The sequence below is a fragment of the Pseudooceanicola aestuariicola genome (genome assembly GCF_045763785.1).
In the GTDB taxonomy this organism is placed as follows: Bacteria; Pseudomonadota; Alphaproteobacteria; order Rhodobacterales; family Rhodobacteraceae; genus Pseudooceanicola.
The window spans coordinates 403,106-429,359 of sequence record NZ_JBJGSF010000002.1; the positions used below are offsets into that span (position 1 = coordinate 403,106).

At 61.2% G+C, this 26,254-nt stretch carries 25 protein-coding genes; 18 read left to right on the forward strand and 7 right to left on the reverse strand.

Translation table 11 applies throughout. The features are described from left to right. Nucleotides 1-63 precede the first annotated feature (63 nt). Nucleotides 64-987, forward strand: coding sequence for a DMT family transporter (locus ACI3GR_RS09845; protein WP_407494096.1), 924 nt, complete (start codon nt 64-66; stop codon nt 985-987). Here the strand turns inward: ACI3GR_RS09845 and ACI3GR_RS09850 are convergent. Genes ACI3GR_RS09850 through ACI3GR_RS09860 form a run of 3 tightly spaced genes read right to left on the reverse strand, consistent with a single transcriptional unit; the run spans nt 984 to nt 3,436 of the window. Continuing rightward, complete coding sequence (locus ACI3GR_RS09850) at nt 984-1,490, reverse strand: hypothetical protein (RefSeq protein WP_407494097.1); 507 nt, start codon at nt 1,488-1,490, stop codon at nt 984-986. The genes ACI3GR_RS09845 and ACI3GR_RS09850 overlap by 4 nt on opposite strands. Then, nucleotides 1,487-2,023 carry a permease gene (locus ACI3GR_RS09855; protein ID WP_407494099.1) on the reverse strand — a complete coding sequence of 179 codons (537 nt, stop codon included), beginning with the start codon at nt 2,021-2,023 and terminating at the stop codon, nt 1,487-1,489. Before ACI3GR_RS09855 ends, ACI3GR_RS09850 begins: the two co-directional genes overlap by 4 nt. An 18-nt stretch (nt 2,024-2,041) precedes the next feature. Continuing rightward, nucleotides 2,042-3,436 (reverse strand): aspartate aminotransferase family protein, encoded by a 1,395-nt coding sequence (locus tag ACI3GR_RS09860; RefSeq protein ID WP_407494101.1) that lies wholly within the window; start codon nt 3,434-3,436, stop codon nt 2,042-2,044. 136 nt (nt 3,437-3,572) lie between these two features. On the opposite strand from ACI3GR_RS09860, the gene ACI3GR_RS09865 reads away from it, so the two are divergent. The 5 genes from ACI3GR_RS09865 to ACI3GR_RS09885 all read left to right on the forward strand — a co-directional run bounded on the left by ACI3GR_RS09865 (nt 3,573) and on the right by ACI3GR_RS09885 (nt 9,067). Continuing rightward, on the forward strand, nt 3,573-4,661 hold the full coding sequence (locus ACI3GR_RS09865) for a polyamine ABC transporter substrate-binding protein (protein ID WP_407494102.1): 1,089 nt from the start codon (nt 3,573-3,575) through the stop codon (nt 4,659-4,661). A gap of 66 nt (nt 4,662-4,727) precedes the next feature. Next, nucleotides 4,728-5,849, forward strand: a complete 1,122-nt coding sequence (locus ACI3GR_RS09870) for an ABC transporter ATP-binding protein (protein ID WP_407494104.1) — start codon at nt 4,728-4,730, stop codon at nt 5,847-5,849. Nucleotides 5,850-6,024: 175 nt separating this feature from the next. Then, entirely contained in the window at nt 6,025-6,915 is an 891-nt protein-coding gene (locus ACI3GR_RS09875) for an ABC transporter permease subunit (protein ID WP_407494107.1), read from the forward strand. Continuing rightward, nucleotides 6,912-7,727, forward strand: coding sequence for an ABC transporter permease (locus tag ACI3GR_RS09880; RefSeq protein WP_407494109.1), 816 nt, complete (start codon nt 6,912-6,914; stop codon nt 7,725-7,727). The genes ACI3GR_RS09875 and ACI3GR_RS09880 overlap by 4 nt, the downstream gene beginning before the upstream one ends. Next, nucleotides 7,724-9,067, forward strand: coding sequence for an NAD(P)/FAD-dependent oxidoreductase (locus ACI3GR_RS09885; protein WP_407494111.1), 1,344 nt, complete (start codon nt 7,724-7,726; stop codon nt 9,065-9,067). Before ACI3GR_RS09880 ends, ACI3GR_RS09885 begins: the two co-directional genes overlap by 4 nt. Here the strand turns inward: ACI3GR_RS09885 and argE are convergent. Together argE and ACI3GR_RS09895 are read right to left on the reverse strand one after the other, a co-directional pair. Continuing rightward, nucleotides 9,052-10,212 (reverse strand): acetylornithine deacetylase, encoded by a 1,161-nt coding sequence (argE, locus tag ACI3GR_RS09890; protein WP_407494113.1) that lies wholly within the window; start codon nt 10,210-10,212, stop codon nt 9,052-9,054. The genes ACI3GR_RS09885 and argE overlap by 16 nt on opposite strands. Continuing rightward, entirely contained in the window at nt 10,209-11,393 is a 1,185-nt protein-coding gene (locus ACI3GR_RS09895; RefSeq protein WP_407494115.1) for a M24 family metallopeptidase, read from the reverse strand. The genes argE and ACI3GR_RS09895 overlap by 4 nt, the downstream gene beginning before the upstream one ends. Nucleotides 11,394-11,503: 110 nt before the next feature. On the opposite strand from ACI3GR_RS09895, the gene ACI3GR_RS09900 reads away from it, so the two are divergent. The 6 genes from ACI3GR_RS09900 (at nt 11,504) to ACI3GR_RS09925 (ending at nt 18,528) form a co-directional block, all read left to right on the forward strand. After that, on the forward strand, nt 11,504-12,874 hold the full coding sequence (locus ACI3GR_RS09900; protein WP_407494117.1) for an aspartate aminotransferase family protein: 1,371 nt from the start codon (nt 11,504-11,506) through the stop codon (nt 12,872-12,874). Between the two features lie 172 nt (nt 12,875-13,046). Then, complete coding sequence (locus ACI3GR_RS09905) at nt 13,047-14,138, forward strand: ABC transporter ATP-binding protein (RefSeq protein ID WP_407494894.1); 1,092 nt, start codon at nt 13,047-13,049, stop codon at nt 14,136-14,138. A 107-nt stretch (nt 14,139-14,245) separates the two neighbouring features. Next, the gene (locus ACI3GR_RS09910; RefSeq protein ID WP_407494119.1) at nt 14,246-15,361 is read left to right on the forward strand and encodes an extracellular solute-binding protein; all 1,116 of its coding nucleotides are present in this window, start codon (nt 14,246-14,248) and stop codon (nt 15,359-15,361) included. A 107-nt stretch (nt 15,362-15,468) separates the two neighbouring features. After that, nucleotides 15,469-15,756, forward strand: coding sequence for a DUF1330 domain-containing protein (locus ACI3GR_RS09915; RefSeq protein ID WP_407494122.1), 288 nt, complete (start codon nt 15,469-15,471; stop codon nt 15,754-15,756). Nucleotide 15,757: 1 nt separating this feature from the next. Beyond that, nucleotides 15,758-17,305 carry an ABC transporter permease gene (locus ACI3GR_RS09920; protein ID WP_407494124.1) on the forward strand — a complete coding sequence of 516 codons (1,548 nt, stop codon included), beginning with the start codon at nt 15,758-15,760 and terminating at the stop codon, nt 17,303-17,305. 5 nt (nt 17,306-17,310) lie between these two features. Further along, nucleotides 17,311-18,528, forward strand: coding sequence for an ABC transporter permease (locus ACI3GR_RS09925; RefSeq protein WP_407494126.1), 1,218 nt, complete (start codon nt 17,311-17,313; stop codon nt 18,526-18,528). A gap of 76 nt (nt 18,529-18,604) precedes the next feature. Here the strand turns inward: ACI3GR_RS09925 and ACI3GR_RS09930 are convergent, their stop codons facing one another. Further along, on the reverse strand, nt 18,605-19,969 hold the full coding sequence (locus ACI3GR_RS09930; RefSeq protein WP_407494129.1) for a citrate lyase subunit alpha: 1,365 nt from the start codon (nt 19,967-19,969) through the stop codon (nt 18,605-18,607). 4 nt (nt 19,970-19,973) lie between these two features. Further along, the gene (locus tag ACI3GR_RS09935) at nt 19,974-20,843 is read right to left on the reverse strand and encodes a branched-chain amino acid aminotransferase (protein WP_407494131.1); all 870 of its coding nucleotides are present in this window, start codon (nt 20,841-20,843) and stop codon (nt 19,974-19,976) included. A gap of 151 nt (nt 20,844-20,994) precedes the next feature. Here ACI3GR_RS09935 and ACI3GR_RS09940 point away from each other — a divergent pair, with 151 nt between their 5' ends. The 6 genes from ACI3GR_RS09940 to dxs are packed head-to-tail and all read left to right on the forward strand — an operon-like array spanning nt 20,995 to nt 26,251. Beyond that, on the forward strand, nt 20,995-21,486 hold the full coding sequence (locus tag ACI3GR_RS09940; protein WP_407494133.1) for a MarR family winged helix-turn-helix transcriptional regulator: 492 nt from the start codon (nt 20,995-20,997) through the stop codon (nt 21,484-21,486). Between the two features lie 3 nt (nt 21,487-21,489). Continuing rightward, a complete protein-coding gene (locus tag ACI3GR_RS09945; protein WP_407494135.1) occupies nt 21,490-22,200 on the forward strand; it encodes a response regulator in 711 nt (236 codons plus the stop codon). 9 nt (nt 22,201-22,209) lie between these two features. Continuing rightward, the gene (locus tag ACI3GR_RS09950; RefSeq protein WP_407494137.1) at nt 22,210-23,139 is read left to right on the forward strand and encodes a histone deacetylase family protein; all 930 of its coding nucleotides are present in this window, start codon (nt 22,210-22,212) and stop codon (nt 23,137-23,139) included. Nucleotides 23,140-23,194: 55 nt separating this feature from the next. Further along, nucleotides 23,195-23,440 (forward strand): exodeoxyribonuclease VII small subunit, encoded by a 246-nt coding sequence (locus tag ACI3GR_RS09955; RefSeq protein WP_407494139.1) that lies wholly within the window; start codon nt 23,195-23,197, stop codon nt 23,438-23,440. 3 nt (nt 23,441-23,443) lie between these two features. Continuing rightward, nucleotides 23,444-24,304: a polyprenyl synthetase family protein gene (locus ACI3GR_RS09960; protein ID WP_407494141.1), complete on the forward strand. Its 861-nt coding sequence runs from the start codon at nt 23,444-23,446 to the stop codon at nt 24,302-24,304. A gap of 18 nt (nt 24,305-24,322) precedes the next feature. Beyond that, nucleotides 24,323-26,251 (forward strand): 1-deoxy-D-xylulose-5-phosphate synthase, encoded by a 1,929-nt coding sequence (gene dxs, locus ACI3GR_RS09965; protein ID WP_407494143.1) that lies wholly within the window; start codon nt 24,323-24,325, stop codon nt 26,249-26,251. Nucleotides 26,252-26,254: the final 3 nt, after the last annotated feature.

The window sequence follows — 26,254 nt, forward strand, 5'->3', positions numbered from 1 at the left end:
TCCGTCATTGACGGCGCCGTGGGTTCCGCAGATTGATCGGGGCAGGTCAACAGGAACAGCCCTATGCAGCCCCTTCGCGGTATCGCCTACAAACTGATCGCGGTGATTTGTTTCATCGTCATGCAATCGCTGGTCAAATGGGTGTCGACCGACATTCCCGCAGGCGAGGCGGTGTTCTTTAGATCGTTCTTTGCCTTGCCGATCATCATTGGCTGGCTGGCGGTGCGGGGGGATCTGAAAACGGGGCTGAAGGCGGCGAACCCGATGGCGCATGTCTGGCGCGGGTTCATTGGCACCTGTGCCATGGGGTCGATGTTCGCGGGTCTGGCGTTCCTGCCGCTGCCCGAGGTCACGGCGCTGACCTATGCGATGCCTTTGCTTGTGGTTGTCTTTGCCGCGATGTTTCTGGACGAAAGGGTCGGCGTTTTCCGGATCAGCGCGGTCGTGCTGGGCCTTGTTGGCGTGCTGATCGTTCTTGCGCCGCGGGTGACCTCTCTGGGCGGTGACACGGTCAAGACGATGGAGGCAGTCGGCGCGATCATCGTGTTGCTGGGGGCCGTCTGCGGGGCTTTGGCGCAGATCTTCATCCGCAAGATGGTCCAGACCGAAGAGGTCTCGGCCATCGTGTTCTGGTTTTCCTGCACATCGACCGTGTTGGCGCTGTGCACGCTGCCGTTCGGTTGGGCGATGCCATCTGGCCCGCAGTTGATCGCGTTGGTCATCTCCGGTCTGATCGGCGGGACCGGGCAGATATTCCTGACCTCCAGCTATCGTTTTGCCGATGCCAGTCTGGTGGCGCCCTTCGACTATGCGTCGATGCTGTTCGCGATCCTGATCGGCTACTTCATCTTTATGGAGGTGCCGACAGGCCAGATGCTGTTTGGCGCGGCGCTGATCATTCTGGCGGGGCTTGCGATTATCCTACGGGAACGTCAGCTTGGCATCCGTCGTGAAAAGGCACGGCAGGCGAAGAACCTGCACAGCTAGGCTGCGCCTATCGCGCTGACGATAAGCTGTGCGATCAGGCCCGCAATGACCGGCAACAGGATGCTGGAGCCGACGCGCAGCGCGATGAACCGCAGCCCCATGATCGGCGCCTCGTAGGCCAGAATGCGGTGCAGCGCAAAGACCGACCAGCCCGCGATCAGCGCGACCATCTGCGGGATGCCCGCGCCCGATTCCAGAAAGACGATCGCAATCGGGAAAGAGGTCATCGGCCCCCCGGGCAGCAACCCTCCGGCCACGGACGACAGGATGATCCCACGCAGCCCCGAGGCGGGCCCGATCAGGTTCGACATTGGATCGACCGGGATAATATGGATCAGGAAGGACGCGGTCAGCAGGGCCAGCGGCATACGGATCAGCAGCCCCTTGGCCATCGTCACGGCAGAATCGGCGCCTGCCTTTAGGCCCGTGGTCCCTTCGCGTTGGAACACGAAATAGGCAAGGACGGCGACGATCGCCCAGACGAAAACCAGTGATCCGATCATTCACGGCCCTCTGGATCGGCCAGTCGGAACAGATGCGACCGGGCCAGCCACCGCGCCAGTAGCCCGGCAATGATTGGTAGCGGCAGGCAGGCGATGACGCGGATGACCGTGAATTCCACGCCCATCAGCGGCAGTTCCCAGATGATGATCCGGTTGAACCCGATCAGCGACCAAGCCGAGATGAAGGCGATCAGCGCCCCCGCATCCGCCCCGGCAACCCATAGGGCATAGACAATCGGGAAGGACGTGAACGGGCCGCCGGGTGTCAGGCAGCCGACAAAGGTCGCCAGCAGCAGCCCGAACAGACCCGAGCTGCCGCCAAGCCATTGCGCGACCTTTTCACGGCTGACCAGACGGGTGACGAGCCCGCCCAGCAAAAGGCCCGCAACCAGTTGCGGAATGATCTGCACAAGAAGCGTTGCGGCACTGCCAAAGGCGTCCAAAACCTCTGGCAGGCCGTTCTGCGCATAGGCAATGGCGCCGGTCACGGCGGCCAGCACGGCAAAGACGATATCGGTGCGGGTGATCTTCATCAGGAGGGGGCGAGCCGGTTAGCCCGCCTTCCACAGCCCCGCGTCTTTGACAGCCGCCATGCCTTCGTCCAGCGATTGCCAGGCCCGGTCGATCAGCGTGTCGATCTCGTCTTTCGAGATCACCAACGGAGGAGAGATGATCATCCGGTCGCCAACGTGGCGCATGATCAGGTTGTTCGCGAAACAGCGTTCGCGGGTCATGTAGCCCACGGTGCCTGCCTCGGCCTCGAACGGTGCGCGGGCGGATTTGTCGGGGGTCAGGGCGATCGATCCCATCATGCCGACGATCTTGGCTTCGCCGACCATGGGGTGATCGGTCAGGGATTGGAATTTTTCGGCCAGATAGGGTCCGGTGTCGTTGCGGACGCGGTCCACGATGCCTTCTTCGTCCAGAATGCGCAGGTTTTCCAAGGCGACGGCCGAGGCGACCGGGTGACCGGAATAGGTGTAGCCGTGGTTGAATTCGCAGTTGCCGATGACCTCAGCCACCTCATCACTGACGATCGATCCGCCGATGGGCTGGTAGCCGGAGGACAGGCCCTTGGCGATGGTCATGATGTCGGGCGTGATGTTCAGCTTTTGCGACCCGAACCATTCGCCGGTGCGTCCAAAGCCACAGATCACCTCGTCCGCGATCAGCAGGATGTTGCGTTCGCGGCATATGCGGCTGATTTCGGGCCAGTAGGTGTCAGGCGCGACGATCACGCCACCTGCACCCTGAACGGGTTCGGCGATAAAGGCTGCGACGTTGTCTTCGCCCAACTCGTCAATCTTGGCTTCCAGTTGGCGGGCACGTTCAAGGCCGAACTCCTCGGGGCTCATGTCGCCGCCTTCGGACCACCAGTTGGGCTGATCGATGTGTGCGATGCCGGGAATCGGCATGCCGCCCTGCTGGTGCATTCCCTTCATCCCGCCAAGCGATCCGGACCCGACTGACGACCCGTGGTACGCATTCCAGCGCGAAATCACGATCTGTTTATTGGGGTGACCCTTCTCTGCCCAATAGGTGCGCACCATCCGCAGGTTGGTGTCGTTCGCCTCGGATCCCGATCCGGCATAGAAGACATGGTTCAGGTCGCCCGGTGCCAGATCGGCAAGGCGTTTGGCCAGCGCGATGGCGGGCACATGCGTCGTCATGAAAAACGTATTGTAATAAGGTAGTTCGCGCATCTGGCGCGCGGCGACCTCGGCCAGTTCGTCGCGGCCATAGCCGATGTTGACGCACCAAAGGCCTGCCATGGCGTCCAGAATCTCTTGGCCTTCGCTGTCGCGCAACATCACGCCCTTGGCCCCGGTGATGACCCGCGCGCCCTTGGTCTTGAACCCGGACTGGGTGCTGAAGGGGTGCATGTGATGGGCGGCATCCAGTGCCTGCAGTTCGGCGGTCGGCAGGTGGTTGGTGATCGGCTGCATGAAAATCTCCCGATTTCGAATTTGTTGCGACGCTACGCCCGTGATCTGGAAAACGCCATATTGCAACGGCGTGAAATTGTTGCTTGGATCACTTCCCAAGGACGCTACTTCACTGACGTCCATAGGGAGTTACATAATGACAAAGTCACTCATCGCATTGACTGCCGCCGTGACGCTGGGCACAGCCGCCATGGCAGACGAAGTGCACGTCTATAACTGGTCCGACTACATCGACGAAGAGCTTCTGGCGAAGTTCGAAGAAGAGACCGGGATCGAACTGGTTTACGACGTGTTCGACAGCAACGAACTGCTGGAAACCAAGATGCTGGCCGGCGGCTCGGGTTATGACGTCGTGGTGCCGACGGGCACCTTCCTACAGCGCCAGATCATGGCCGGATCGTTCCAGCCGCTGGATAAATCCAAGCTGCCCAACATGGAAAACATGTGGGACACGATCCAGAAGCGGACGGATGTCTATGATCCGAACGGCGAATATTCGATCAACTACATGTGGGGCACCACCGGGATCGGTGCGAACGTCGGCAAGGTGAAAGAGGCGCTGGGCGATGACGCCGCGCTGGACACGCTGTCGCTGATCTTTGATCCGGCCAAGGCCGAGAAGCTGGCGGACTGCGGTATCCATCTGCTGGACGCCCCGACCGAGGTGATCCCCGCCGCGCTGACCTACGCCGGTTGGGAAGGTGGCCCGGATGACAAGTCTGAAGAAGCCCTGGCAAAGGCCGAAGAGGTCATCATGGCCGTCCGCCCCTACATCCAGAAGTTTCACAGCTCGGAATACATCAACGCGCTGGCCAATGGCGACATCTGCGTCGCATTGGGTTGGTCCGGTGACGTGCTACAGGCCCGCGACCGTGCGGCCGAGGCCGACAATGGCGTCGAAGTGACCTACGAAGTGCCGTCCGAGGGCGCGCTGATGTGGTTCGACCAGATGGCCATTCCGGTCGACGCGCCGAACCCCGAGGCTGCGCATAAGTTCCTGAACTTCATCATGGACGCGCAGAACATGGCGGCGGCGTCGAACTACGTCTACTACGCCAACGGCAACAAGGCGTCGCAGGAATTCCTGAACGATGACGTCATTGGGGACACCGCGATCTATCCCAATGAAGAGACGCTGGAAAACACCTACACGGTTACGCCGTTTGGTCCCAAAGAACAGCGGTCGCTGACCCGTCTGTGGACCAAGATCAAGTCGGGCACCTAAACGCCCGCGCACAAGATTATGGCCTGCGCTATCCTGCGCGGGCCATTCCCCTTACCCTGAGGCCACATGCCACAAAAAATCTTCGCCCCGTGGGACGACCCGCAGGAAAAGCCGCTGATCAGTTTTCAGAACGTGACAAAGCGGTTTGGCGATTTCACCGCGATCGACAACATCGATCTCGACATTTACGCGCAAGAATTCTTTGCCCTGCTGGGGCCGTCGGGCTGCGGTAAGACCACCCTGATGCGCATGCTGGCCGGGTTTGAGACGCCCACCAAGGGTACGATCATGCTGTCGGGTCAGGATATCGGCCCGGTGCCGCCGAACCAGCGCGCGGTGAACATGATGTTCCAAAGCTACGCGTTGTTTCCGCATCTGAGCGTCTGGGAAAACATCGCCTTTGGTCTGAAGCGCGAAAAGCGCCCCAAGGACGAGATTTCTGCCCGCGTTGATGAGATGCTCAAGCTGACGCGACTGACCAAGTTCGCCAAACGCAAGCCGCACCAGATTTCCGGCGGGCAGCGGCAGCGGGTGGCGCTGGCGCGGTCCTTGGCCAAGGCGCCGAAACTATTGCTGCTGGACGAACCTTTGGGCGCGCTGGACAAGAAACTGCGCGAAGAGACGCAGTTCGAACTGATGGACATTCAGGAAAAGACCGGCACTACCTTCGTGATCGTCACCCACGACCAAGAAGAGGCGATGACCGTCGCGTCCCGCGTGGCCGTGATGGACGAAGGCAAGCTGATGCAGGTCGCCACGCCCGACCGCATCTACGAAGCGCCCGAGACGGTATATGTGGCGGATTTCATCGGTGACGTGAACATCATCGAAGGCAAGGCGCATCAGGTCGGTGACCGCGTTCAGGTGGACTGGGCCGAGGATCAGCCGTCACTGGCCGCCAAGACCGACAAGAACTTTGGCTTGGCCGCGACCTGTTATCTGGCGATCCGGCCTGAAAAGGTCTCGATCTCGGCCGAGCGGCCCACGGGGGCGAATGTTTTGCAGGGAGAGATCCTCGACATCGCCTACCTTGGCAACCTGTCGACCTATCACGTCAAACTGCCCACCGGGCATATCATCAAGGCGCAGCAGGCTAACACGCGTCGCATTTCGCGGCGGCCATTTACGTGGGAAGACAAGGTCTGGGTGTCGTGGAGCGAGACCGCAGCGGTGGTGTTGGACCGGTGAGCTTCGGGCGAAACATAAGCACGGCTGAGCTGGATTATTTTGAGGGCTCGAATAATGTGTCCCGCCCGGCGGGACGCCGGGCTGCGCCGACCCGCCCCCATGGGCCGGCGCATTTGCGCCCCCCCTCGGGTCGGCGCACCCCTTCGCGCTCCGACCAAACGCTTGAGGGGATTTCATGCGCCGCCTGATCTTGATCGCCATCCCCTACGTCTGGCTGCTGGCGCTGTTCCTGATCCCTTTTGTGATCGTGGTGAAAATCGCGCTGTCCGACGTGGCGCTGGCGCGTCCGCCCTATTTTCCGCAATGGGACTGGTCGATGGGCTGGCAGGGCATCAAAGACTTCTTTGCCGAGCTGGATTTCGAAAACTTCGTCTTCCTGACCACCGACGATCTATACTGGAAGGCCTATCTGTCGTCGCTCCAGATCGCGCTGATCTCGACCTTTCTGACCCTGCTTGTCGGGTTCCCCATCGCCTATGGCATGGCTCGCGCGCCCGAACATTGGCGCCCGACGCTGATGATGCTGGTGATCCTGCCGTTCTGGACGTCTTTCCTGATCCGCGTCTATTCGTGGATGGGGATCCTTAGCCAGAACGGGCTGCTGAACGCGTTCCTGCTGTGGACGGGTCTTATCAGCGAACCGCTGACCATCCTGAACACGGACATCGCGGTCTATATCGGCATCGTCTACACCTACCTGCCGTTCATGATCCTGCCGGTATACGCTGCGCTGGAAAAGCTGGACGGATCGCTGTTGGAAGCTGCCGAGGATCTTGGCTGTTCCCGGTTCAAAGCCTTCTGGCTGATCACCGTGCCCTTGTCGAAGCAGGGCGTCATCGCCGGGTGTTTCCTTGTGTTCATTCCCGCGATTGGGGAATTCGTGATCCCGTCGCTGCTGGGCGGGTCGCAGACGCTGATGATCGGTAAGGTATTGTATGAAGAGTTCTTCTCGAACCGCGACTGGCCTGTGGCCTCGGCCGTGGCAGTGATCCTGCTGCTGATCCTTGTGATCCCGATCGTGCTGTTCCAGCGCAACCAGCAGAAGCAGGCGGAGTCCGAGGCATGAACCGTCTGTCGTCTTTCAACGTCGTATCGCTGACCCTTGGGTTCGCGTTCCTGTATCTGCCGATGGTCATTCTGGTCATCTATTCGTTCAACGAATCCAAGCTGGTGACCGTCTGGGCGGGCTTTTCGACCAAATGGTACGGAGAGCTGTTGCAGAACGAAGCCTTTCTGGACGCGGCGCTGGTGACGCTGAAGGTCGCGGTGATGACCTCGACCCTCGCCACGATCCTTGGGACATGTGCGGCCTATGTTCTGGTGCGCATCCATCGGTTTCCGGGGCGGACGCTGTTTTCCGGCATGGTCTTTGCCCCGCTGGTGATGCCAGACGTCATCCTTGGCCTGTCGCTGCTGCTACTGTTCATCGGCATCGATCTGGACCGGGGCGTGCTGACCATCGTGCTGGCGCATACGACCTTTGCGATGTGCTATGTCTCGGTGGTGGTGTCGTCGCGGTTGGTGGCGTTCGATCAATCGCTGGAAGAGGCCGCTCTGGATCTTGGCGCGACGCCCTTCCAGACCTTCCGGCTGGTGACCCTGCCGATCATCGCGCCTGCGGTGATCTCGGGCTGGTTGCTGGCGTTCACCCTGTCGCTGGACGATCTGGTGATTGCGTCTTTCGCGGCGGGTCCGTCGTCGACCACGCTGCCGATGAAGATCTTCTCGGCCGTGCGGCTGGGCGTGTCGCCGGAAATCAACGCTCTGTCGACCATCATGATCGCCATCGTCACTGTGGGCGTCATCGCCGCGTCGCTGATTTCCAAACGCGCCGCGGTTCAGCGGATCCGGGACGAGAAAGCGGCCGAACGCGCATGACACGCATCTATGGCGACTATGCCTATTCTCGCGACGTGATCGCGGGGAACCACTGGGCCGGGGCGGTGCCGGACGCAGCCTTGGAATTTCCGCCAGTTTCGACCCTAAATCGGGCGAATGTGGTGGTGATCGGTGGTGGCTATACCGGGCTGAATGCGGCGCTGCACTTGGCAGAGAACGGTGTCGAAGTCGTGCTGCTGGACGCAGAGTTTCCGGGGTTTGGCGCATCGGGGCGCAATGGCGGGTTCTGTTGTCTGGGTGGATCGCGTGCGCCGGATATCCAGCTACGCCGGTTCGGCGATCCCAAAGATGTGCGGCGGGCCGAGGTGGCGGCGATATCCCACGTTGGCGCGTTGCTGGATCGCTTGGGGATCGACGCGGACAGGCAAGAGCATGGAGAGGCCATCGTCGCCCATTCCCCCGCCATGGCCCGCCGACTGCCCGCGCTGGCCGAGGAATTTGCCGAAGCCTATGACGTGCAGCCCGAGGTTATCCCTGCCGATCAGATGACCGCACGCGGCATGGGCGGGCGCTGGCACGGGGCGGTGTCTGTGCCGCTGGGGTTTTCGCTTCACCCGCGTAAGTATCTGCAGGGGCTGTTGCAGGCGGCTATTGATGCGGGCGTTCAGGTGTTTGGGCATAGCCCTGTGCGGCAGATCGAAGGCGTTTCGGGCGGCGTGCAGGTGGTTACAGACCGCGCGACCATTCTGGCGGACAAGGTCGTGCTGGCGACGAACGGCTATACCTCGGAAAACGTGCCGGATTGGATCCGCGCGCGGACGCTTCCTGCCCAAAGCTCGGTCATCGCGACGCGACAGATGAGCGACGATGAACTGGCCGCCCAAGGCTGGACCACGCGGCAGATGTCGTATGAAGAACGTCGCCTGCTGCACTATTTCCACCTGACGCCCGACAACCGGATGGTCTTTGGCCAGCGCGGCGGGTTGATCACCAGTGCCGCGAACGAAGCGCGGATCGCGCACAGGGTGCGGCGCGACTTTGATCAGGTGTTCCCGGAATGGCGTCACGTGGAAACGCCACATCGTTGGTCAGGGATGGTGTGCCTGACCGCGTCGCTGACGCCTTATTGCGGCTCTATTCCGGGGCTTTCGGGTGGTTTTGCCGCCTTCGGTTATCATGGCAACGGGGTCGCGATGGGCAGCTATCTGGGGGCGAGGCTGGCGGATCTGGTGCAGGGCAAAGAACCGCAGAGCGTTTTGCCCGCAGCCTTCCGCACACCGCCGCCACGCTTCCCCTTGGGGCCATTGCGGCGGGCGTGGCTTGCGGCGGAATACAGCTGGGCGCGTCTGACGGATCGGTCAAATTACGCGGCCAGCTGATCAGCCAGTTTGTGCAGCATGGTCAGGCATTGATCCAGCTGGTCCAACTCGATGAACTCGTCCGGTTTATGTGCCTGCGCGATGGACCCCGGCCCGCAGATGACGGCCGACATGCCCAGTTGCTGGAACAATCCCGCCTCGGTGCTGAAGGACACCAGATCGGTGCCGTTCGCGCCGGTCAGATAGGCTACCAGATCGCGGGCGGTGTTGCTGTCCATCGGCTCTAGCCCGACGACTTCTCCGATGACTTCGGTGGTGATGTCGGCGTCGGGAAAGACGCGCTTCATTTCCGGCAGCAGGGTGCGCGCGATGAAGGTGCGCAGATTGTCGTTCACGAAATCCATGTCGCCGTCGTTGACGGGACGCATTTCCCAATCAACCTCGGCCCGGCCGGGGATGACGTTGTGGACGTGCCCGCCGGTCAGGCGACCGATGTTTATCGTGCTCCACGGTGGTTCGAACAGTGACCCGGGCGGGGCGCGGTGGCGCAGGTGTTCGCGCAAATCCAATAGCCGAGAGACATAGCGCACCGCATATTCCACCGCGTTCACGCCCAGTTCAGGGCGACTGCCGTGACCTTCGAAGCCGGTGAACCGCGTGGTGTATTCGCAGCAGCCCTTGTGGCCTTCGATGATGCGCATTTCCGTCGGCTCGCCGATGATCGCGATAGACGGCAGCGTTTCACGGCCTTTCAGAATTTCGGTGAGGTTGCGCGCGCCGAGGCAGCCGACCTCTTCGTCGTGGGTGAAGGCGAAATGCACCGGCCGGCGCAGGTCGTTGGCGGCGAAACGGGGGGCCATGGCGGTGGCGGCGGCGATGAAACCTTTCATGTCGCAGGTGCCACGCCCGAACAGTTTACCGTCGTCTTCCCACATTCCGAAGGGATCGCCTGTCCAGGCCTGATCTTCGACAGGCACCACGTCGCTGTGACCGGACAGAAGGATGCCGCCGGGTTCATCCGGGCCGATCCGGGCCAGCAGGTTGGCCTTTTTGCCCGAGTCATCGGTCTGGATCTCGACCTCCGCCCCTTGGTCCCCAAGGTAGGAGGCGAGCATGGCGATCATTTCCAGATTGCTGTCGGCCGAGATGGTCGGGATCGCAATCAGATCGCCTAGCAGAGATCGGGTGGCGGCTAGGTCGGTCATTTCTTGACGAACATTTCTCGGGGACGGTCGCAAAGGCACTCGGCCGGGCCGTCTTCGGTGATGCGGATGGATTCGGTGATCTCCAGTCCCCAGTTGGCCATCCAGAGGCCGGGCATGAAGTGGAAGGTCATGTTCGGCTCTAGGATGGTTTCATCCTCGGACCGCAGGGAAATCGTGCGTTCGCCCCAGTCGGGCGGGTAGGACAGGCCGATGGGGTAGCCGCAGCGCGCGCCGCGGGTGATCCCGGCGGCTTCCAGCGGTGCGGCCAAAGCGTTGGCAACGTCACAGGCGCGGTTGCCTGCGCGGGCAACTTCAAGACCTGCTTCCAAACCTTCGACCAGCGCGGCTTCGGCGTGTTTGAACAGATCGGGCGGTTCGCCCAGAAACACCGTCCGGCAGAAGGGCGCGTGGTATCGGCGGTAGCAGCCAGAAATTTCAAAGAATGTCGCCTCGCCTTTTTGGAAGGGGCGTCCATCCCATGTCAGGTGCGGGGCGGCGGCGTCGGTGCCCGAGGGCAGCAGGGGCACGATGGCGGCATAATCGCCCCAATCCTCGCCAACGCCTAAAATTGCATCACGTTGGATTTCGGCGACGATCTGGTTCTTGGGAATGCCCGGCTCGACCCGCTCTAACCAGCCGTCGACGATCTTTTCGCTGATCCGCGCGGCTTTACGCATGAACACCAGTTCTTCTTCTGATTTTACGGTGCGGCACCAATTCACCAGCGCGGTTGCGTCGATGAAGGTGGCATCGGGCAGTTCGTGGGTCAGAACCGCGTGGGCCTTGGCGGAATAGTAGTAATTGTCCAGCTCGGCCCCGATCCGGGCACTGGCCACGCCCATGGCGCGCAATTGGGCGGCCAATTCTTCCATCGGGTGGCGTTCGGTCGATTGGACAAAGTGGTCGGCATAGCCATAGCAACGGCTGTCTTCCATCCAGACGGTGCGGATCGCGCCGTTGCGGTCCTGCGCGCGGCCCCACCAAAAGGGATCGCGGTCCAGAAAGACGACAACCCCTTGGTGCACATAGAAACTCCACCCGTCATAGCCGGTCAGCCATGCGATGTTGGACGGGTCGGTGACGCAAAGCACCTCAACGCCTTTGGCCTCCATCGCGGCGCGGGTCTTGGCCAGGCGGCGGTCGTATTCTTCGGCGCTGAAGGGGATGTTTTTGTGAATCATGTCAGGTCTTTCCAGATGGTCTGGCGATGGTGCTGGAGAGGCGATCGGGTTGCAAGTCTTGCGCTCGGGTGCGAGGTCTGAGGGGAATTTTGATGAAAAGGAGTGCAATTATGCTGCGCAACGATCAATTGGATCAATGGGACCGCGAGGCGTTCTTTCACCCCTCGACGCATCTGGCACAGCACGCCCGTGGCGAGTCACCGAACCGCGTGATCAAGACGGCTGAAGGCTGTCATATCACCGACCGGGACGGCACCCGCCTGCTGGATGCGTTTGCCGGCCTTTACTGTGTGAACGTCGGCTATGGCCGCCCCGAGATCGCCGAAGCCATCGCCGAACAGGCGAAAGAGCTGGCCTATTACCACGCCTATGTCGGTCACGGGACCGAGGCGTCGATCACATTGGCAAAGATGGTGCTGGATCGCGCGCCGGAGGGGATGAGCAAGGTCTACTTTGGGCTTGGCGGGTCGGATGCGAACGAAACCAACGTCAAGCTGGTCTGGTACTACAACAACATCCTTGGTCGCCCGGAAAAGAAGAAGATCATCAGCCGCTGGCGCGGATATCACGGGTCGGGCCTGATGACCGGGTCGCTTACCGGGTTGGAGCTGTTCCACAAGAAATTCGACCTGCCGCTGGCAAACGTCATCCATACAGAGGCGGCCTATTATATGCGCCGCCCCGATGCCGGGATGAGCGAGGCAGCCTATGTCGACCATCTGGTGGCCGAGCTTGAGGCGCTGATCGAACGCGAAGGCGCGGATACGATTGCCGCGTTTATCGGTGAGCCGTTGATGGGCACTGGCGGTATCGTTCCGCCGCCCGAAGGCTATTGGCCCGCGATCCAGAAGGTTCTGGACAAGCACGATATCCTACTGATCGTAGATGAGGTCGTCACCGGCTTTGGCCGTCTGGGCAGTATGTTCGGGTCGGATCACTACGGGATGCGCCCTGACCTGATCACCATCGCCAAGGGTTTGACGTCGGCCTATGCGCCATTGTCCGGGTCCATCGTCGGCAACAAGATGTGGAAGGTGCTAGAGCAGGGGACGGACGAAAACGGCCCCATCGGACACGGCTGGACCTATTCCGCGCACCCGATCGGGGCAGCGGCCGGGATCGCGAACCTGAAATTGATCGACGATCTAAAGCTGATCGAAAATGCCGGTCGCGTGGGCAAGGTGCTGAACGACGCGCTGCGCGATGCGGTGGGCGACCATGCACATGTGGCCCAGGTGCGTGGCGAAGGCATGATCGCGGCGGTGGAATTTCAGCGCGACGTCGAGGCGCGCGAGTTCTTTGACCCGTCCGAAAAGATCGGCCCGCAGGTCTCGGCCAAGCTGTTGGAGCAGGGGGTGATCGCCCGCGCCATGCCGCAGGGCGACATTCTGGGCTTTGCGCCGCCCTTCTGCCTGACCGACTCAGAAGTCGAAGAGATCGCTGGCAAGACCGCGCGGGCCGTGAAGTCGGTCCTCGGGTAACTGGACTTTGGGGCTGATCGCTCTAGGTCAGCCTCAAGAGCGATGAAAAACGTCGCAAATGCCGAAAAAACTGCCGCGTTCCGGTTGCAAGAACGGCGTTGCGGAGTCTTAACTGGCAGTACAACAGCGGCAAAAGCCGCGGAAATACAACGGGGAGCCAGTTTTGGCTGACATGAACACTGCCGATGCGTTCGTTGAATTCGACCGCGTCCAGAAAAGCTATGATGGCGAAACTCTTGTCGTCAAAGATTTGAACCTGTCACTGCCCAAGGGCGAGTTTCTGACAATGCTCGGACCCTCGGGGTCAGGGAAAACCACCTGCCTGATGATGCTTGCCGGTTTTGAAACCGCGACGCATGGCGACATCCGGCTGGACGGTAAACCGATCAACAACATTCCGCCGCACAAACGTGGGATCGGGATGGTGTTCCAGAACTACGCGCTGTTCCCGCATATGACGGTGGCCGAGAACCTTGCCTTCCCTCTCGAAGTGCGACGGATGAGCAAATCGGATCGTGAAGCCAAGGTCAAACGCGCCTTGGACATGGTCCAGATGGGCAGCTTTGGCGGACGTCGTCCGGCCCAGCTCTCCGGTGGTCAGCAGCAGCGGATCGCATTGGCCCGTGCGCTGGTGTTCGAGCCTGAGTTGGTTCTGATGGACGAACCGCTGGGTGCTTTGGACAAACAGCTTCGCGAACACATGCAGTTCGAAATCACCAGCATTGCCCACAATCTGGGCATCACCACGGTTTACGTGACGCACGACCAGACCGAAGCGCTGACTATGTCGGACCGTGTCGCTGTGTTCGATGACGGCCGTATTCAGCAGCTGGCGCCGCCGGATGAGCTGTATGAAAGTCCGCAGAACAGCTTTGTTGCGCAGTTCATCGGTGAAAATAACACGCTGGAAGGCATCGTTCAGGAAATCAAAGGCGATCATTGCACGGTCAAGCTGGACGATGGCTCTGTCATCGACGCCAAGCCCGTGAACGTGTCGAAGCCCGGCGATAAGACGCTGGTGTCGATCCGTCCTGAACGTGTTGAGATGAACAAGGACCGCCTGTCGCCCGACGCGCATACGCTGAAGGCAGAGGTGCTCGAGTTCATCTATATGGGCGACATTTTCCGCACGCGTCTGCGTGTCGCGGGCAAAGATGATTTCGTCATCAAGACCCGGAATGCCCCGGATCAGCGCCGTCTGCAAAAAGGCGAGCAGATCGAAATCGGCTGGTTGGCCGAGGACTGCCGCGCGCTTGACGCCTGATCCGAAAATTCAGTTTCGGCGCCGTGCGGCGTCGATCTTAGTAGCCTCCGCGTCCAACCCGTGGCGCATGGCGAACAAATTCTAAACGGGAAAACAGGGAGACCAGTATGAAACTGACTAAGACCCTTCTTACTTCGACGGCTCTGACCGTTGCAGCTGGTGTAGCATTCGCAGAAAGCCACATGGCAAACGACATGACGCTCGTTTCCTGGGGCGGTGCTTACCAGAACTCGCAGCAGAAAGCGTACGTCGAGCCCTACCAGGAAATGCATCCTGACGTGAACGTGGTGTGGGACGAATCCTCGGCGGAAGCCGTGGCCAAGCTGCGCGCCATGAACGAAGCCGGCAACATCACCTGGGACCTCGTTGACGTTGTGGCCGCTGACGCCATCCGTCTGTGCGACGAAGGTCTGGCGATGGAAATCGACTTTGACGAAATGCTGGCAGATGGCGACGACGGTTCGTCCGCGTCCGACGACTTTGGCGACATGCTGGTGTCTGACTGCTACATCCCGCAGATCGTTTATTCGACCACCTTCGGCTATCGCACCGACATGGTTCCGGAAGGTGTCGATGCACCCTCCGACATCTGCTCCGTCTTCGATCTGGAAACCTATCCGGGCAAGCGCGCGCTGGAAAAGCGTCCGATCAACAACATGGAATGGGCCCTGCTGTGTGACGGCGTCGCCAAAGACGAAGTCTATGACGTTCTGGCAACCCCGGAAGGTCAGGATCAGGCTCTGGCCAAGCTCGACACCATCAAGGACGACGTGATCTGGTGGTCCGCCGGTGCCGACACGCCGCAGCTGCTGGCTGATGGCGAAATCTTCATGGGTTCGACCTACAACGGTCGTCTGTTCTCGGTCATCGAAGAGCAGGACCAGCCGGTTGCAATGATGTGGGACGCGCAGGTGTTCGACCTTGACGGTTGGATCATCCCGACCGGCCTGAGCGAAGAGCGTCTGGCCCGTGTCATGGACTTCGTGAAGTTCGCGACCGACACCCAGCGTCTGGCAGATCAGGCGAAGTACATCTCCTACGGTCCGGCACGTGCGTCCTCCGCACCGCTGGTCGGTCAGCACGCCGAGCTGGGCATCGACATGGCTCCGCACATGCCGACCGATCCCAACAACGCGCAGAACACGTTCCTGTACAACTACGAGTTCTGGGCTGACTACCGTGATGACATCGACGCCAAATTCCAGGCGTGGTTGGCTCAATAATAGCCTAAGCGGCGGGGTGATCCCCGCCGCACCGATCCCGGCGGTGTTTATCGCCGGGATCACACCCAGAATGACCGCAAAATGCGGCGAACCAACGGGGACATGAAATGCCGAAAGGCTACATCATTGGCCATATCACGGTGAAAGACCCTGAGGCCTACAAAGAATACGTGGAGCGGGATACGCCGATCCTAGAAGGCTATGGCGGACAGTTTATCGTCCGCGGAGGAGCCTCGGAAGCGCCCGAAGGTCCGATGAAAGACCGCCACGTCGTCATAGAATTCCCGACATTCGAAGACGCCAAGCGCGCCTATCATTCCCCAGAATATCAAGAGGTTGTGCAGATCAGACATCGCACGGCCGACAGCGACATAATCCTAGTGGAGGGCGTCTGACATGGCTGACACCACCAATTCCGGCCCCATGCTGGCGGCCGACGGCACGCCCCTGAAAAAATCGCTGGCCCGCGCATTGCGGCGTCAGAAATTGCGGGCACTGGCGCTGATCGCGCCGCTTTTGATCTTTGTCCTCGTGACCTTCGTGATCCCGATCGGTGACATGCTGTTGCGGTCGGTCAAGAACGACATCGTGGCGGATACGCTACCTCTCACGGTGGTCGAACTGTCGGACTGGGACCCCGAGGAAACGGAATTGCCGGATGATGCCACTTGGATGGCCTTTTATCTGGACATGTGGTTCGCCTCTGAACGCAAGGAGCACACGCGCCTTGGCACCCGTCTGAACTATGAACAGACCGGCGTGTCGTCGCTGTTCCGTAAGACGGGCCGCCGCGTCGACCGCTTTGACACCGACCTTTATACCGACCAGTTCGTCGCGCTGGACCCGGCTTGGGAAGACCCGGCCACTTGGGCCGCGCTGGCCGAAGACGACGCCTTTGACGGGCTGCGCTTTACGCAAAATGCGTGGGAGAACTGGGTTGCCTTCAACATCGAAGAAGAAGACGAGCTTCTGGAAGAAGACGTTCCCGACTTCATGTTTGCGGCGCTGCATCATGACCTGACGCATGGCGGAGAGGTCGAGGGCAATGCGCCCCTGTTGTCCGCTGCCGCGGGCGCGGTGGGAGAGTTCGAGACCGTAGATCTGCAGGCGCAGTTCGAGGATGCGGATGAGGATTGGCTGGATCCCGCAGTCTGGAAAACCATCCAATTGTATTCGCCCCGTGTGACGCCCGGCTACTTCGCCAATGCGGCGGATATGCAGGTCACCCCGGACGGGATCGAAGCGCGCCCCGAGAACCAGCAGATTTACGGCACTCTGTTCAAACGGACGCTGTTCATGTCGCTGGTCATCACCGGGTCTTGTATCCTGCTGGCCTATCCGGTCGCATGGCTGCTGGCGAACCTGCCGATGCGGGTGGCGAACCTGCTGATGATCTTGGTGCTGTTGCCTTTCTGGACATCGCTGCTGGTGCGGACATCCGCATGGAAGGTGATGTTGCAGCAACAAGGGGTGATAAACGACACGCTTGTCTGGCTGGGATTGGTCGCGGACGACGCGCGATTGACGATGATCAACAACCAGTTCGGTACGATCGTTGCGATGACGCACATCCTGCTGCCGTTCATGATCCTGCCGATGTATTCTGTGATGCAGACCATTCCGCCCACCTATCTGCGCGCGGCGAAATCCTTGGGCGCAACCAACTGGACGGCGTTTTGGCGGGTCTATTTCCCGCAGTCGGTGCCGGGTATTGGTGCGGGCTCGATCCTCGTCTTCATCTTGGCGATTGGCTACTACATCACGCCGGAAATCGTGGGTGGTAACACTGGTACGTTCATTTCGAACCGGATTGCGTACCACATCTCGTCCTCTCTGAACTGGGGCCTCGCGGCCGCGCTTGGGACAATTCTGCTGGTGGTCGTTCTGGTCCTTTACTGGGCGTACGACCGGATCGTCGGCATCGACAACGTGAAGCTGGGGTAAGGGACATGAGCGATCTGACAATAAGCACGGGCCGACCAAATCTGACCACCTTCACGCTGCCGATGGTCGGGGGCATGGGGCTGATCCTAGGGTTCCTGACGGGCAACGTACTGGGCAATCCCTGGATGGGTCTTGTGGCCGGTGCCATCATCGGTGTGGTTCTGGGCTATGTCCTGAACACGATGGTGTCGAATAAGGCGATGGGCCGGTGGGGCGTCATCGCCCTGTTTGGGGTCGTCGGCCTGATCTTTGGCGGCCTTGGCGGGCTGGTTGGCGGCGCGATCATCGGGGCGATCCTGTCCTGGTTTGCGTATTGGATCGGACGTGGGCGATATCGTGATGGCGTGCCGATCTATTACACCCCGGCGCAGACGCTGTGGTGGAACTTCTTCCTGTTCCTTGCGGGCGCGATTTTCGTGTTCCTGATCACGCCGATTCTGGTCGTGCTGCCGCTGTCGTTCAACGCCGAGGATTTCTTTACCTTCACGCCAGAGATGCTGCGTCTGGACCCGGAAGGCTATTCGCTGAAGCACTACCGCGACTTCTTCCAGTCTGACGGCTGGCAGTTGGCGCTGAAGAACTCTTTGATTATCGCGCCGATTGCGACGATCATTTCCGTATCCTTGGGGACGCTGGCCGCGATCGGTCTGTCGCAGTCTCATGTGCCGTTCAAACGGCCGATCATGGCAGTGCTGATTTCACCAATGATCGTGCCGTTGATCATTTCGGCCACGGGGATGTTCTTCTTCTACTCGACGCTTGGCAATTTCCTTGAAGGTACCGTCGGCATGTCGAAATCGCTGGTCGGCTACATTAAGGTGATCCTGGCCCACGCGGTTCTGGGGATCCCCTTTGTTATCATCACCGTGACCGCAACGCTGGTCGGGTTCGACCGGTCGCTGACCCGCGCGGCGGCGAACATGGGGGCGGACCCTGTGACGACGTTCTTCCGGGTGCAGATGCCGTTGATCCTGCCCGGTGTGATCTCGGGCGGGCTGTTCGCCTTCATCACGTCCTTTGACGAGGTGGTCGTGGTGTTGTTCGTTGGGTCCGCGGCGCAGAAGACGCTGCCGTGGCAGATGTTCATCGGCCTGCGGGAACAGATTTCGCCGACCATTCTGGCGGTGGCGACGATCCTTGTCTGTATCTCGATCGCGCTGCTGGCGACGCTGGAAATTCTGCGTCGGCGGAGTGAGCGTTTGCGGGGCATGTCGCCGGGTTAATCGGGGCGCCTAAACCGGACGCCCGGGGGCGCTGCCCCCGGACCCCCGGAGTATTTCTGGAAAGATGAACGCAGGATCAGCGCTGGTGGATCAGATCGATCTGATTGCCGCGCCGGTCTTGGCAGATTGCGACCACGCGTCCGGTTTTGGGCGTGTGGTCGTTTTGGTTTGCGATGTCTTGCAGGGCGATAAGGGGCAGGCCAGCTGATTGGGCGGCCGCGCGCAGGCCGGGTTGGTTTGGGTGGATGTCGATGCCAGCTTCGGTGACGACGGCGCCGATGGTGTGGCCCGGTGTGGTCAGCGTCGTCAGGCGATCCACGACCTTTGGGAAATGTCCGGCGCGCGTGGTCGTTGTGACGATCGCCAGCTTGGCGCCTTCGGCCGTGTCGGCGTGACCACCGGATCCGCCGATGATCCGACCGTCGCCGGACCGGGTGACGTTTACGTTGAAATCGGTGTCCACCTGTGCGGCGCCAAGGATCATCACGTCGAGCTGGTGGGCAAAGGCGTCGGCGCGGTCGGGGTTGGCGTAGTCAGACGCGCTCATCCCGTAATGTTGCGGGTCGTTGGCGTAGCTTTGCACTGCCGACAGGTCAAAAGCCTGCACATCGCGCAATTCGAGGAACAACCCGTCGCGGTGCATGTCGACCAGAGGACCGGTAATGCCCCCCGCGGCGAAGCTGCCTTGGATGTCCTTCATCATCGGGCGCAAGGCGTCGGCAACGGCAAGGGACGTGGCGCCTGCGCCGGTCTGAAAGCTGAAGACGTCTTTGAGCAGGCCAGAGGCGGCGATGAGTTGGGCGGTGATATTGGCGATCCGCAGTCCGTCAGGGGAAGGCGCGCGCCCAGTTGTGCCCGACACGATGCCCGCGTTGTCGCCGATGCTGTCGAAGACGACCAGTTGGTCGACGTGAGCTGCGGGGATGCAGGTGCGGGGCAGGCTGTCGGTCAGGTGATCCGTGACGGCGATGGTATGGGCGTGGGCTGCATCGACCATTGCGTAACCAAGCGGGCCGCAGGCGTTGGGGCCGGTCGCACCGGTCAGGTCGCCCTCGGGCGTGGCAGCGGGGGCGGCGATGAAGGCGGCGTCGATCTTGAGCGCGCCGGATTCAATCGCACGGGCGCGGCCGCCGTGGGTGGTGAGGATCGCGGGATTGGCCAGCGCCCCGGCGGCGACGGCATCGGCCAATGGGCCGGTCATATAGGCCGTGTGGATACCGGTGACGGTGCCGTTTTCAAGGTAGGGGATAAGGGACGCGTGACAGGGGAACAGCGACGAGGGCGCAATCGTCAGCCCCCGAAGTCCCTTGTTAGAGACTGTTTCCAGCACCTGCCGCATCACGTCGTCGCCGTTGCGCAGGTGGTGGTGGAACGAAATGACCGCGCCGTCCCTAAGGTCGGCGCGGTCGATGGCTTGGGCGATGCTGGCGGACCGGAGCATCCGGTTAGCTGCGCACCAGTTTCTCGTAGCTTTCGACCATGTCCTTCGCCATGGCGCCGACTTCGAAGTTGAAGTCACCGATCTGGCCAACGGGGGTCACTTCGGCGGCGGTGCCGGTCAGCCAGCATTGTTCAAAGCTTTCCAGCTCTTCCGGCATGATGTGACGTTCGTGTACTGTGATCTGCTTTTCTTCCAGCATGCCGATCACGGTGCGGCGGGTGATGCCGTTCAGGAAGCAATCAGGCTTGGGCGTGTGCACTTCACCATCCTTGACGAAGAATATGTTGGCGCCGGTCGCTTCGGCGACATAGCCGCGGTAATCCATGAACAACGCGTCGGAGCAGCCTTTGTTCTCGGCCTCGTGCTTGGACATGGTGCAGATCATGTAAAGACCAGCCGCCTTGGCGTGCACGGGGATCGTTTCCGGGCTGGGGCGCTTCCATTTGGCGATGTCGAGCTTGGCGCCCTTCATCTTGGCGTCGCCGTAGTAGTTGCCCCATTCCCAGCCTGCGATGGCCAGACGCACCGGGTTGCGGCGGGCGCTGACACCCATGTCTTCACCGGCACCACGCCATGCGACCGCGCGCACATAGGCGTCGGTCCAGCCGTTGGCTTCCAGCATGGCGTATTTCGCCGCTTCGATTTCTTCGACCGAGTAGGGGATTTCGAAGTCGAGGTATTCGGCGGACTTCTTCAGGCGTTCAGAATGTTCGACGCCTTTGAAGATCTTGCCATTGTAGCAACGTTCGCCTTCGAAGACCGAAGACGCGTAGTGCAGGCCATGGGTCAGAAGGTGGACGTTGGCGTCGCGCCATTCCACCAGTTTGCCGTCCATCCAGATCTTGCCGTCGCGATCGTCGTATGCGCCTTCCATGGCCAATACCTTTCCATTTGTTGCGCGCAATTGGTCCGCTGCGGACATAAAATTGCGCCGAAATCTGCGACTCGCTAACAGTTGGTCCTTGGAATGTCAACAAGACTGACTTATTGTGACGAAAATCGAGGCGCTTTGTGAACGGGGTAACATGAGTGACATCCATTCAGGTGAGAGCCTTCTATTCCTGACCGACGAACAGTTGCGGCAGGGGATCGAAGCGATGTTCTTTGCCTATCGGGGGTTTACCTCGGCCCCGGACCAGATCCTTGAAGGCATCTCCTATGGCCGGGCGCATCACCGGGCACTGCATTTCATCAGCCGGTCGCCGGGCATGAACGTGAACCGGCTGCTGGCGATATTGGGCGTGACCAAACAGTCGTTGAACCGGGTTCTGCGCACGTTGATCGAAGACGGGTTGGTGGAAAGCCGCGTCGGTGTGGCGGACAAACGCGAACGGCATCTGTTCCTGACCGAGGCCGGGCAGGCGCTGGAAACCCGTCTATCCGAGGCGCAGCGCGCGTGGATGCGCGCGGCCTATCGCAAGGCGGGTCCGGATGCCGTCGCAGGGTTCCGTCAGGTGCTGGAGGCTATGATGGAGCCCGAGTTGCGCCGCCTGTATTCCGGGCTGCGGGAGGGCTGATCCATGGCCGAACCAATGCCCCACCTGCTGGTCGTGGATGACGACGAGCGCATCCGCGAATTGCTGACAAAATACCTTAAACGCAACGGGTTCCTAATTTCCGCCGCGCGGGATGCGGCCCATGCGCGGCGGCTGCTGGCGGGTTTGGAATTCGACATGATCGTGCTGGACGTGATGATGCCCGGAGAGGACGGGGTGTCGCTGACCCGGTCGTTGCGCGAAACCATGTCGACGCCGATTCTGCTGCTGACCGCGCGGGACGAAACCAAGGACCGGATCGCGGGGCTGGAGGCCGGAGCGGACGATTACCTTGGCAAACCGTTCGAGCCGAAAGAGTTGCTGCTGCGGATCAATGCCATTCTGCGCCGTATGCCAGAGCCGGAGGCCGAGATCGCGAAGCCCAAGGTGCTGACCATGGGTGACGTGCGATACGACATCGATCGGGGCGAAATGCGCGATGCCAATGGCACCGTCCGATTGACCGGAACCGAGGTGCAGTTGATGCGCATCTTCTCGGCCTCACCGGGGGAACCGATCAGCCGGATGCGGCTGGTCGAGGAACTGGGGCGCGGCACGGGTAAAGACGGCCAAGCGCAGGAGCGCGCGGTCGATGTTCAGATCACCCGGCTTCGGCGGAAGATCGAGGATGATCCAAAACAACCGCGTTACCTACAGACGGTCCGGGGCGAAGGCTATATGCTGGTCCACGACTAGGAGGAGCAGATGACCACAGCCCTGATTACCCATCCCGATTGCCATGGCCATGTCACGCCTGATGGCCACCCCGAACAGGTCGCGCGCCTGCACGAGGTGCTGAAGGCGCTGGACGGCAAAGACCTGCAGCGGGTTGATGCGCCACTGTGCGATGACGCTTCGATTTTGCTGTGTCATCCGCAAAGCCATCTGGATGCGATCCAGTCCGCCGCGCCGGAAACGGGACAGGTGCAATTGGACGCCGACACATGGATGTCGTCGGGATCGTTGAGCGCTGCCCGCCGTGCGGTGGGCGGAGCTGTCGCGGCGGTGGATATGGTGCTGGGGGGCGAGGTTCAGAACGCCTTCGTCGCCACGCGTCCGCCGGGGCATCACGCGGAAAAGACCTCTCCGATGGGGTTCTGCCTGTTCGGGAACGTGGCGATCGCGGCGAAACATGCGCTGGAGAAGCATGGGCTGGAGCGGGTCAGCATCATCGATTTCGACGTGCACCACGGTAATGGTACGCAGGACCTGCTGTCGGACGAGCCGCGGACGCAGTTCATCTCGACCCACCAGATGCCTTTGTACCCCGGCACCGGCGCGCAGCATGAACGCGGGGCGCATGATCAGATCACCAATATCCCGTTGTCAGAAGGCACGGATGGCGAGGTCTATCGCAATCTCATGACCTCTCGGATCCTGCCTTTGATCGAATCGTTTGATCCACAGATGCTGTTCATTTCCGCCGGGTTCGACGCGCATCGGGACGATCCGCTGGCGGGTCTGGCGCTTAGCACCGATGACTTCGCTTGGATCACGCAAGAGCTGATGGCCCTTGCGGCGCGGGTCTGTGGCGGGCGTGTCGTGTCCTGTCTGGAGGGTGGCTACAACCTGCCTGCTTTGGCGGCCTCGGCCTCGGTTCACGTTGATGCGCTGATTGCGGCTCAGGCGAATTGAACCTGACCGCGACCCAGCCTATGGTGCGCCCGATCCAAGCGACAGGAGCCGCGCAATGAGCGATGCGAAACCCGTAGACCAGATGTCCTTTGAAGACGCCATGCGAGAGCTGGAGCAGGTCGTCGGCCAGCTGGAGCGTGGCGATGTGCCGTTGGAAGATTCGATCAAGCTGTACGAACGCGGCGCGGCGCTGAAGAAGCGCTGTGAAGAGCGTTTGAAAGCTGCCGAAGAAAAGGTCGAGGCGATCACGGCAGACGCCGATGGCAACGCCACGGGGACGACTCCGGCGGCAGGTCTGTAACACATGTTCGACGCTCGGATCGCCGAGGTCGCCGCCGCCGTCACCGCGCGGCTAGAGGCGGCGCTGGCCCCCTATCCCGGTGATATCGGCGCCGCGATGCGCCATGCCTCTGGCGGGGGTAAGCGGCTGCGGGCGTTTCTGGTCTGTGAAGGGGCGGCTTTGCACGGTGTCGATCCGGTGCCAGCGATGGATGCGGCTGCGGCGATTGAGGCGATGCATGCTTATTCACTGGTGCACGACGATCTGCCCTGCATGGACGATGACGATCTGCGCCGCGGTTTGCCGACCGTTCACGTGAAATGGGATGAGGCGACCGCGGTTCTGGTTGGCGACGCGCTGCAATCGCTGGCCTTTGATCTGGTGGCCCACGCGGCATTGCCTGCTGACCGTGTCGTCACGCTGACGGCCAGCCTTGCCCGCGCGTCTGGTGGGCTGGGCATGGTGCTGGGGCAGGCGATGGATATCGCCGCCGAAACTGCCGCCACGCCTTTGACATTGCCCCAGATCACAGACCTGCAGGCCAAGAAAACCGGCGCTTTGATCGAGTGGTCGGCGCAGGCGGGGCCGGTGATGGCGGGCGCAGACACCGGCGCGATGGGCGAATATGCCCGCGCCCTTGGTCTTGCCTTTCAGATCGCCGACGACATCTTGGACGTTGAAGGTGACGAGTCCGAGACGGGCAAGCGGCTTCGCAAGGATGGCGACGCGGGTAAGGCGACTTTCGTGTCCCTGCTGGGGCTCGATGGCGCTAAGGCCGAAGCAGAGCGTCTGGTCGACACCGCCTGTGACGCGCTTGCGCCTTATGGCGACAAGGCCGACACCTTGCGAGAGGCCGCCCGCTTCGTTATTGCGCGCCAAAGCTAATCCGCCCCCGGAGGGCTCATGAGCCAGAAACCCGACACGCCGCTTTTGGATAAGGTCCAGACGCCTGCCGATCTGAAACAGTTTTCGGATGCCGAATTGCGTCAGGTCGCGCATGAACTGCGGACCGAAACGATTGCCGCCGTGTCGGAAACCGGTGGGCATCTGGGGGCAGGCCTTGGTGTGGTTGAACTGACCGTTGCGCTGCACGCGATCTGGGATGCGCCGAAGGATCGGATCATCTGGGACGTGTCGCACCAGTCTTATCCGCACAAGATCCTGACCGGTCGCCGCGACCGTATCCGCACGATCCGCCAAAAGGACGGGTTGTCGGGTTTCACCAAACGGTCCGAGTCGCCCTACGATCCTTTTGGCGCCGCACATTCGTCCACGTCCATCTCTGCCGCCTTGGGCTTTGCCGTCGCCCGTGATCTGGGCGGCGCGCCGGAACATGGGCTGGGCGATGCGATTGCTGTGATCGGCGATGGCGCGATGAGCGCGGGCATGGCGTTTGAAGCCATGAACAACGCGGGCCATCTGAAAAAGCGCATGATCGTTATTCTGAACGACAACGATATGTCGATTGCCCCGCCGGTGGGCGCGCTGTCCAACTACCTGTCGCGCCTTTATGGCGAGGCCCCATTCCACGATCTGAAGGCTGCCGCCAAAGGCATGGCGAGCCTGCTTCCTCCGCCGTTCCAAGAAGGGGCCAAGCGCGCCAAGGACATGCTGAAAAGCATGACCGTCGGTGGGACGCTTTTTGAAGAACTGGGGTTCAGCTACATCGGTCCGCTGGACGGGCATGACATGTCGCAACTGCTGCCGGTGCTGCGGACTGTGAAGGATCGTGCCGATGGTCCGGTGCTGATCCACGTGATGACCAAAAAGGGCAAAGGCTACGCCCCTGCCGAACGCGCGAACGACAAGGGCCATGCCACGGCCAAGTTCGACGTGATCTCGGGTGAGCAGAAGAAAGCGCCGTCTAACGCCCCGTCCTACACGTCCGTATTCGGCAAGGAGTTGGTGCGTCTGGCCGCGCTGGACCCGCGCGTCTGTGCCGTAACGGCGGCGATGCCCGATGGCACAGGTCTGAACCTGATGGCGGAACGCTATCCGTCGCGCTGTTTCGACGTGGGGATTGCAGAACAGCATGGCGTGACCTTTGCCGCCGGACTGGCAGCCGCCGGAATGCGGCCCTTCTGCGCGATGTATTCGACCTTCTTGCAGCGTGGCTACGATCAGGTCGTGCATGATGTGGCGATCCAGCGGTTGCCAGTGCGCTTCGCCATCGACCGCGCCGGGCTGGTTGGTGCGGATGGTGCGACCCACGCCGGGTCTTTCGACGTCGCTTTCCTGTCGAATCTGCCGGGCATGGTGGTCATGGCCGCTGCGGACGAGGCAGAGTTGAAACACATGGTGGCCACCGCTGCCGCCTATGATGACGGCCCGATTGCCTTCCGTTATCCGCGCGGTGAAGGTGTGGGCGTCGAATTGCCCGAGGCGGGTGATGTTCTGGAGATTGGTAAAGGCCGCATGATCCGCGAAGGGGCGCGCGTTGCGATCTTGTCGTTCGGCACGCGCTTGTCCGAGGTTATGACCGCATGTGAGGCGCTTGAGGCGAAGGGCATTCGCCCCACGGTCGCCGACGCCCGCTTTGCCAAGCCGCTGGACCGTGATCTGATCTTGCAACTGGCCGAAGATCACGAGGCGCTGATCACCATCGAAGAGGGCGCGATTGGCGGCTTTGGCAGCCATGTCGCACAGCTTCTGGCCGAAGAAGGCGCGTTTGACACAGGTCTTCGCTATCGGTCGATGGTGCTGCCCGATACGTTCATTGATCAGGCCTCGCCCGCCGATATGTATGCCACCGCCGGTCTGAATGCCGCGGATATCGAAGCGAAGGTGCTGGACGTTCTGGGCGTCGCACAGGTGGGTCAGCGCAAGGCGTGACGT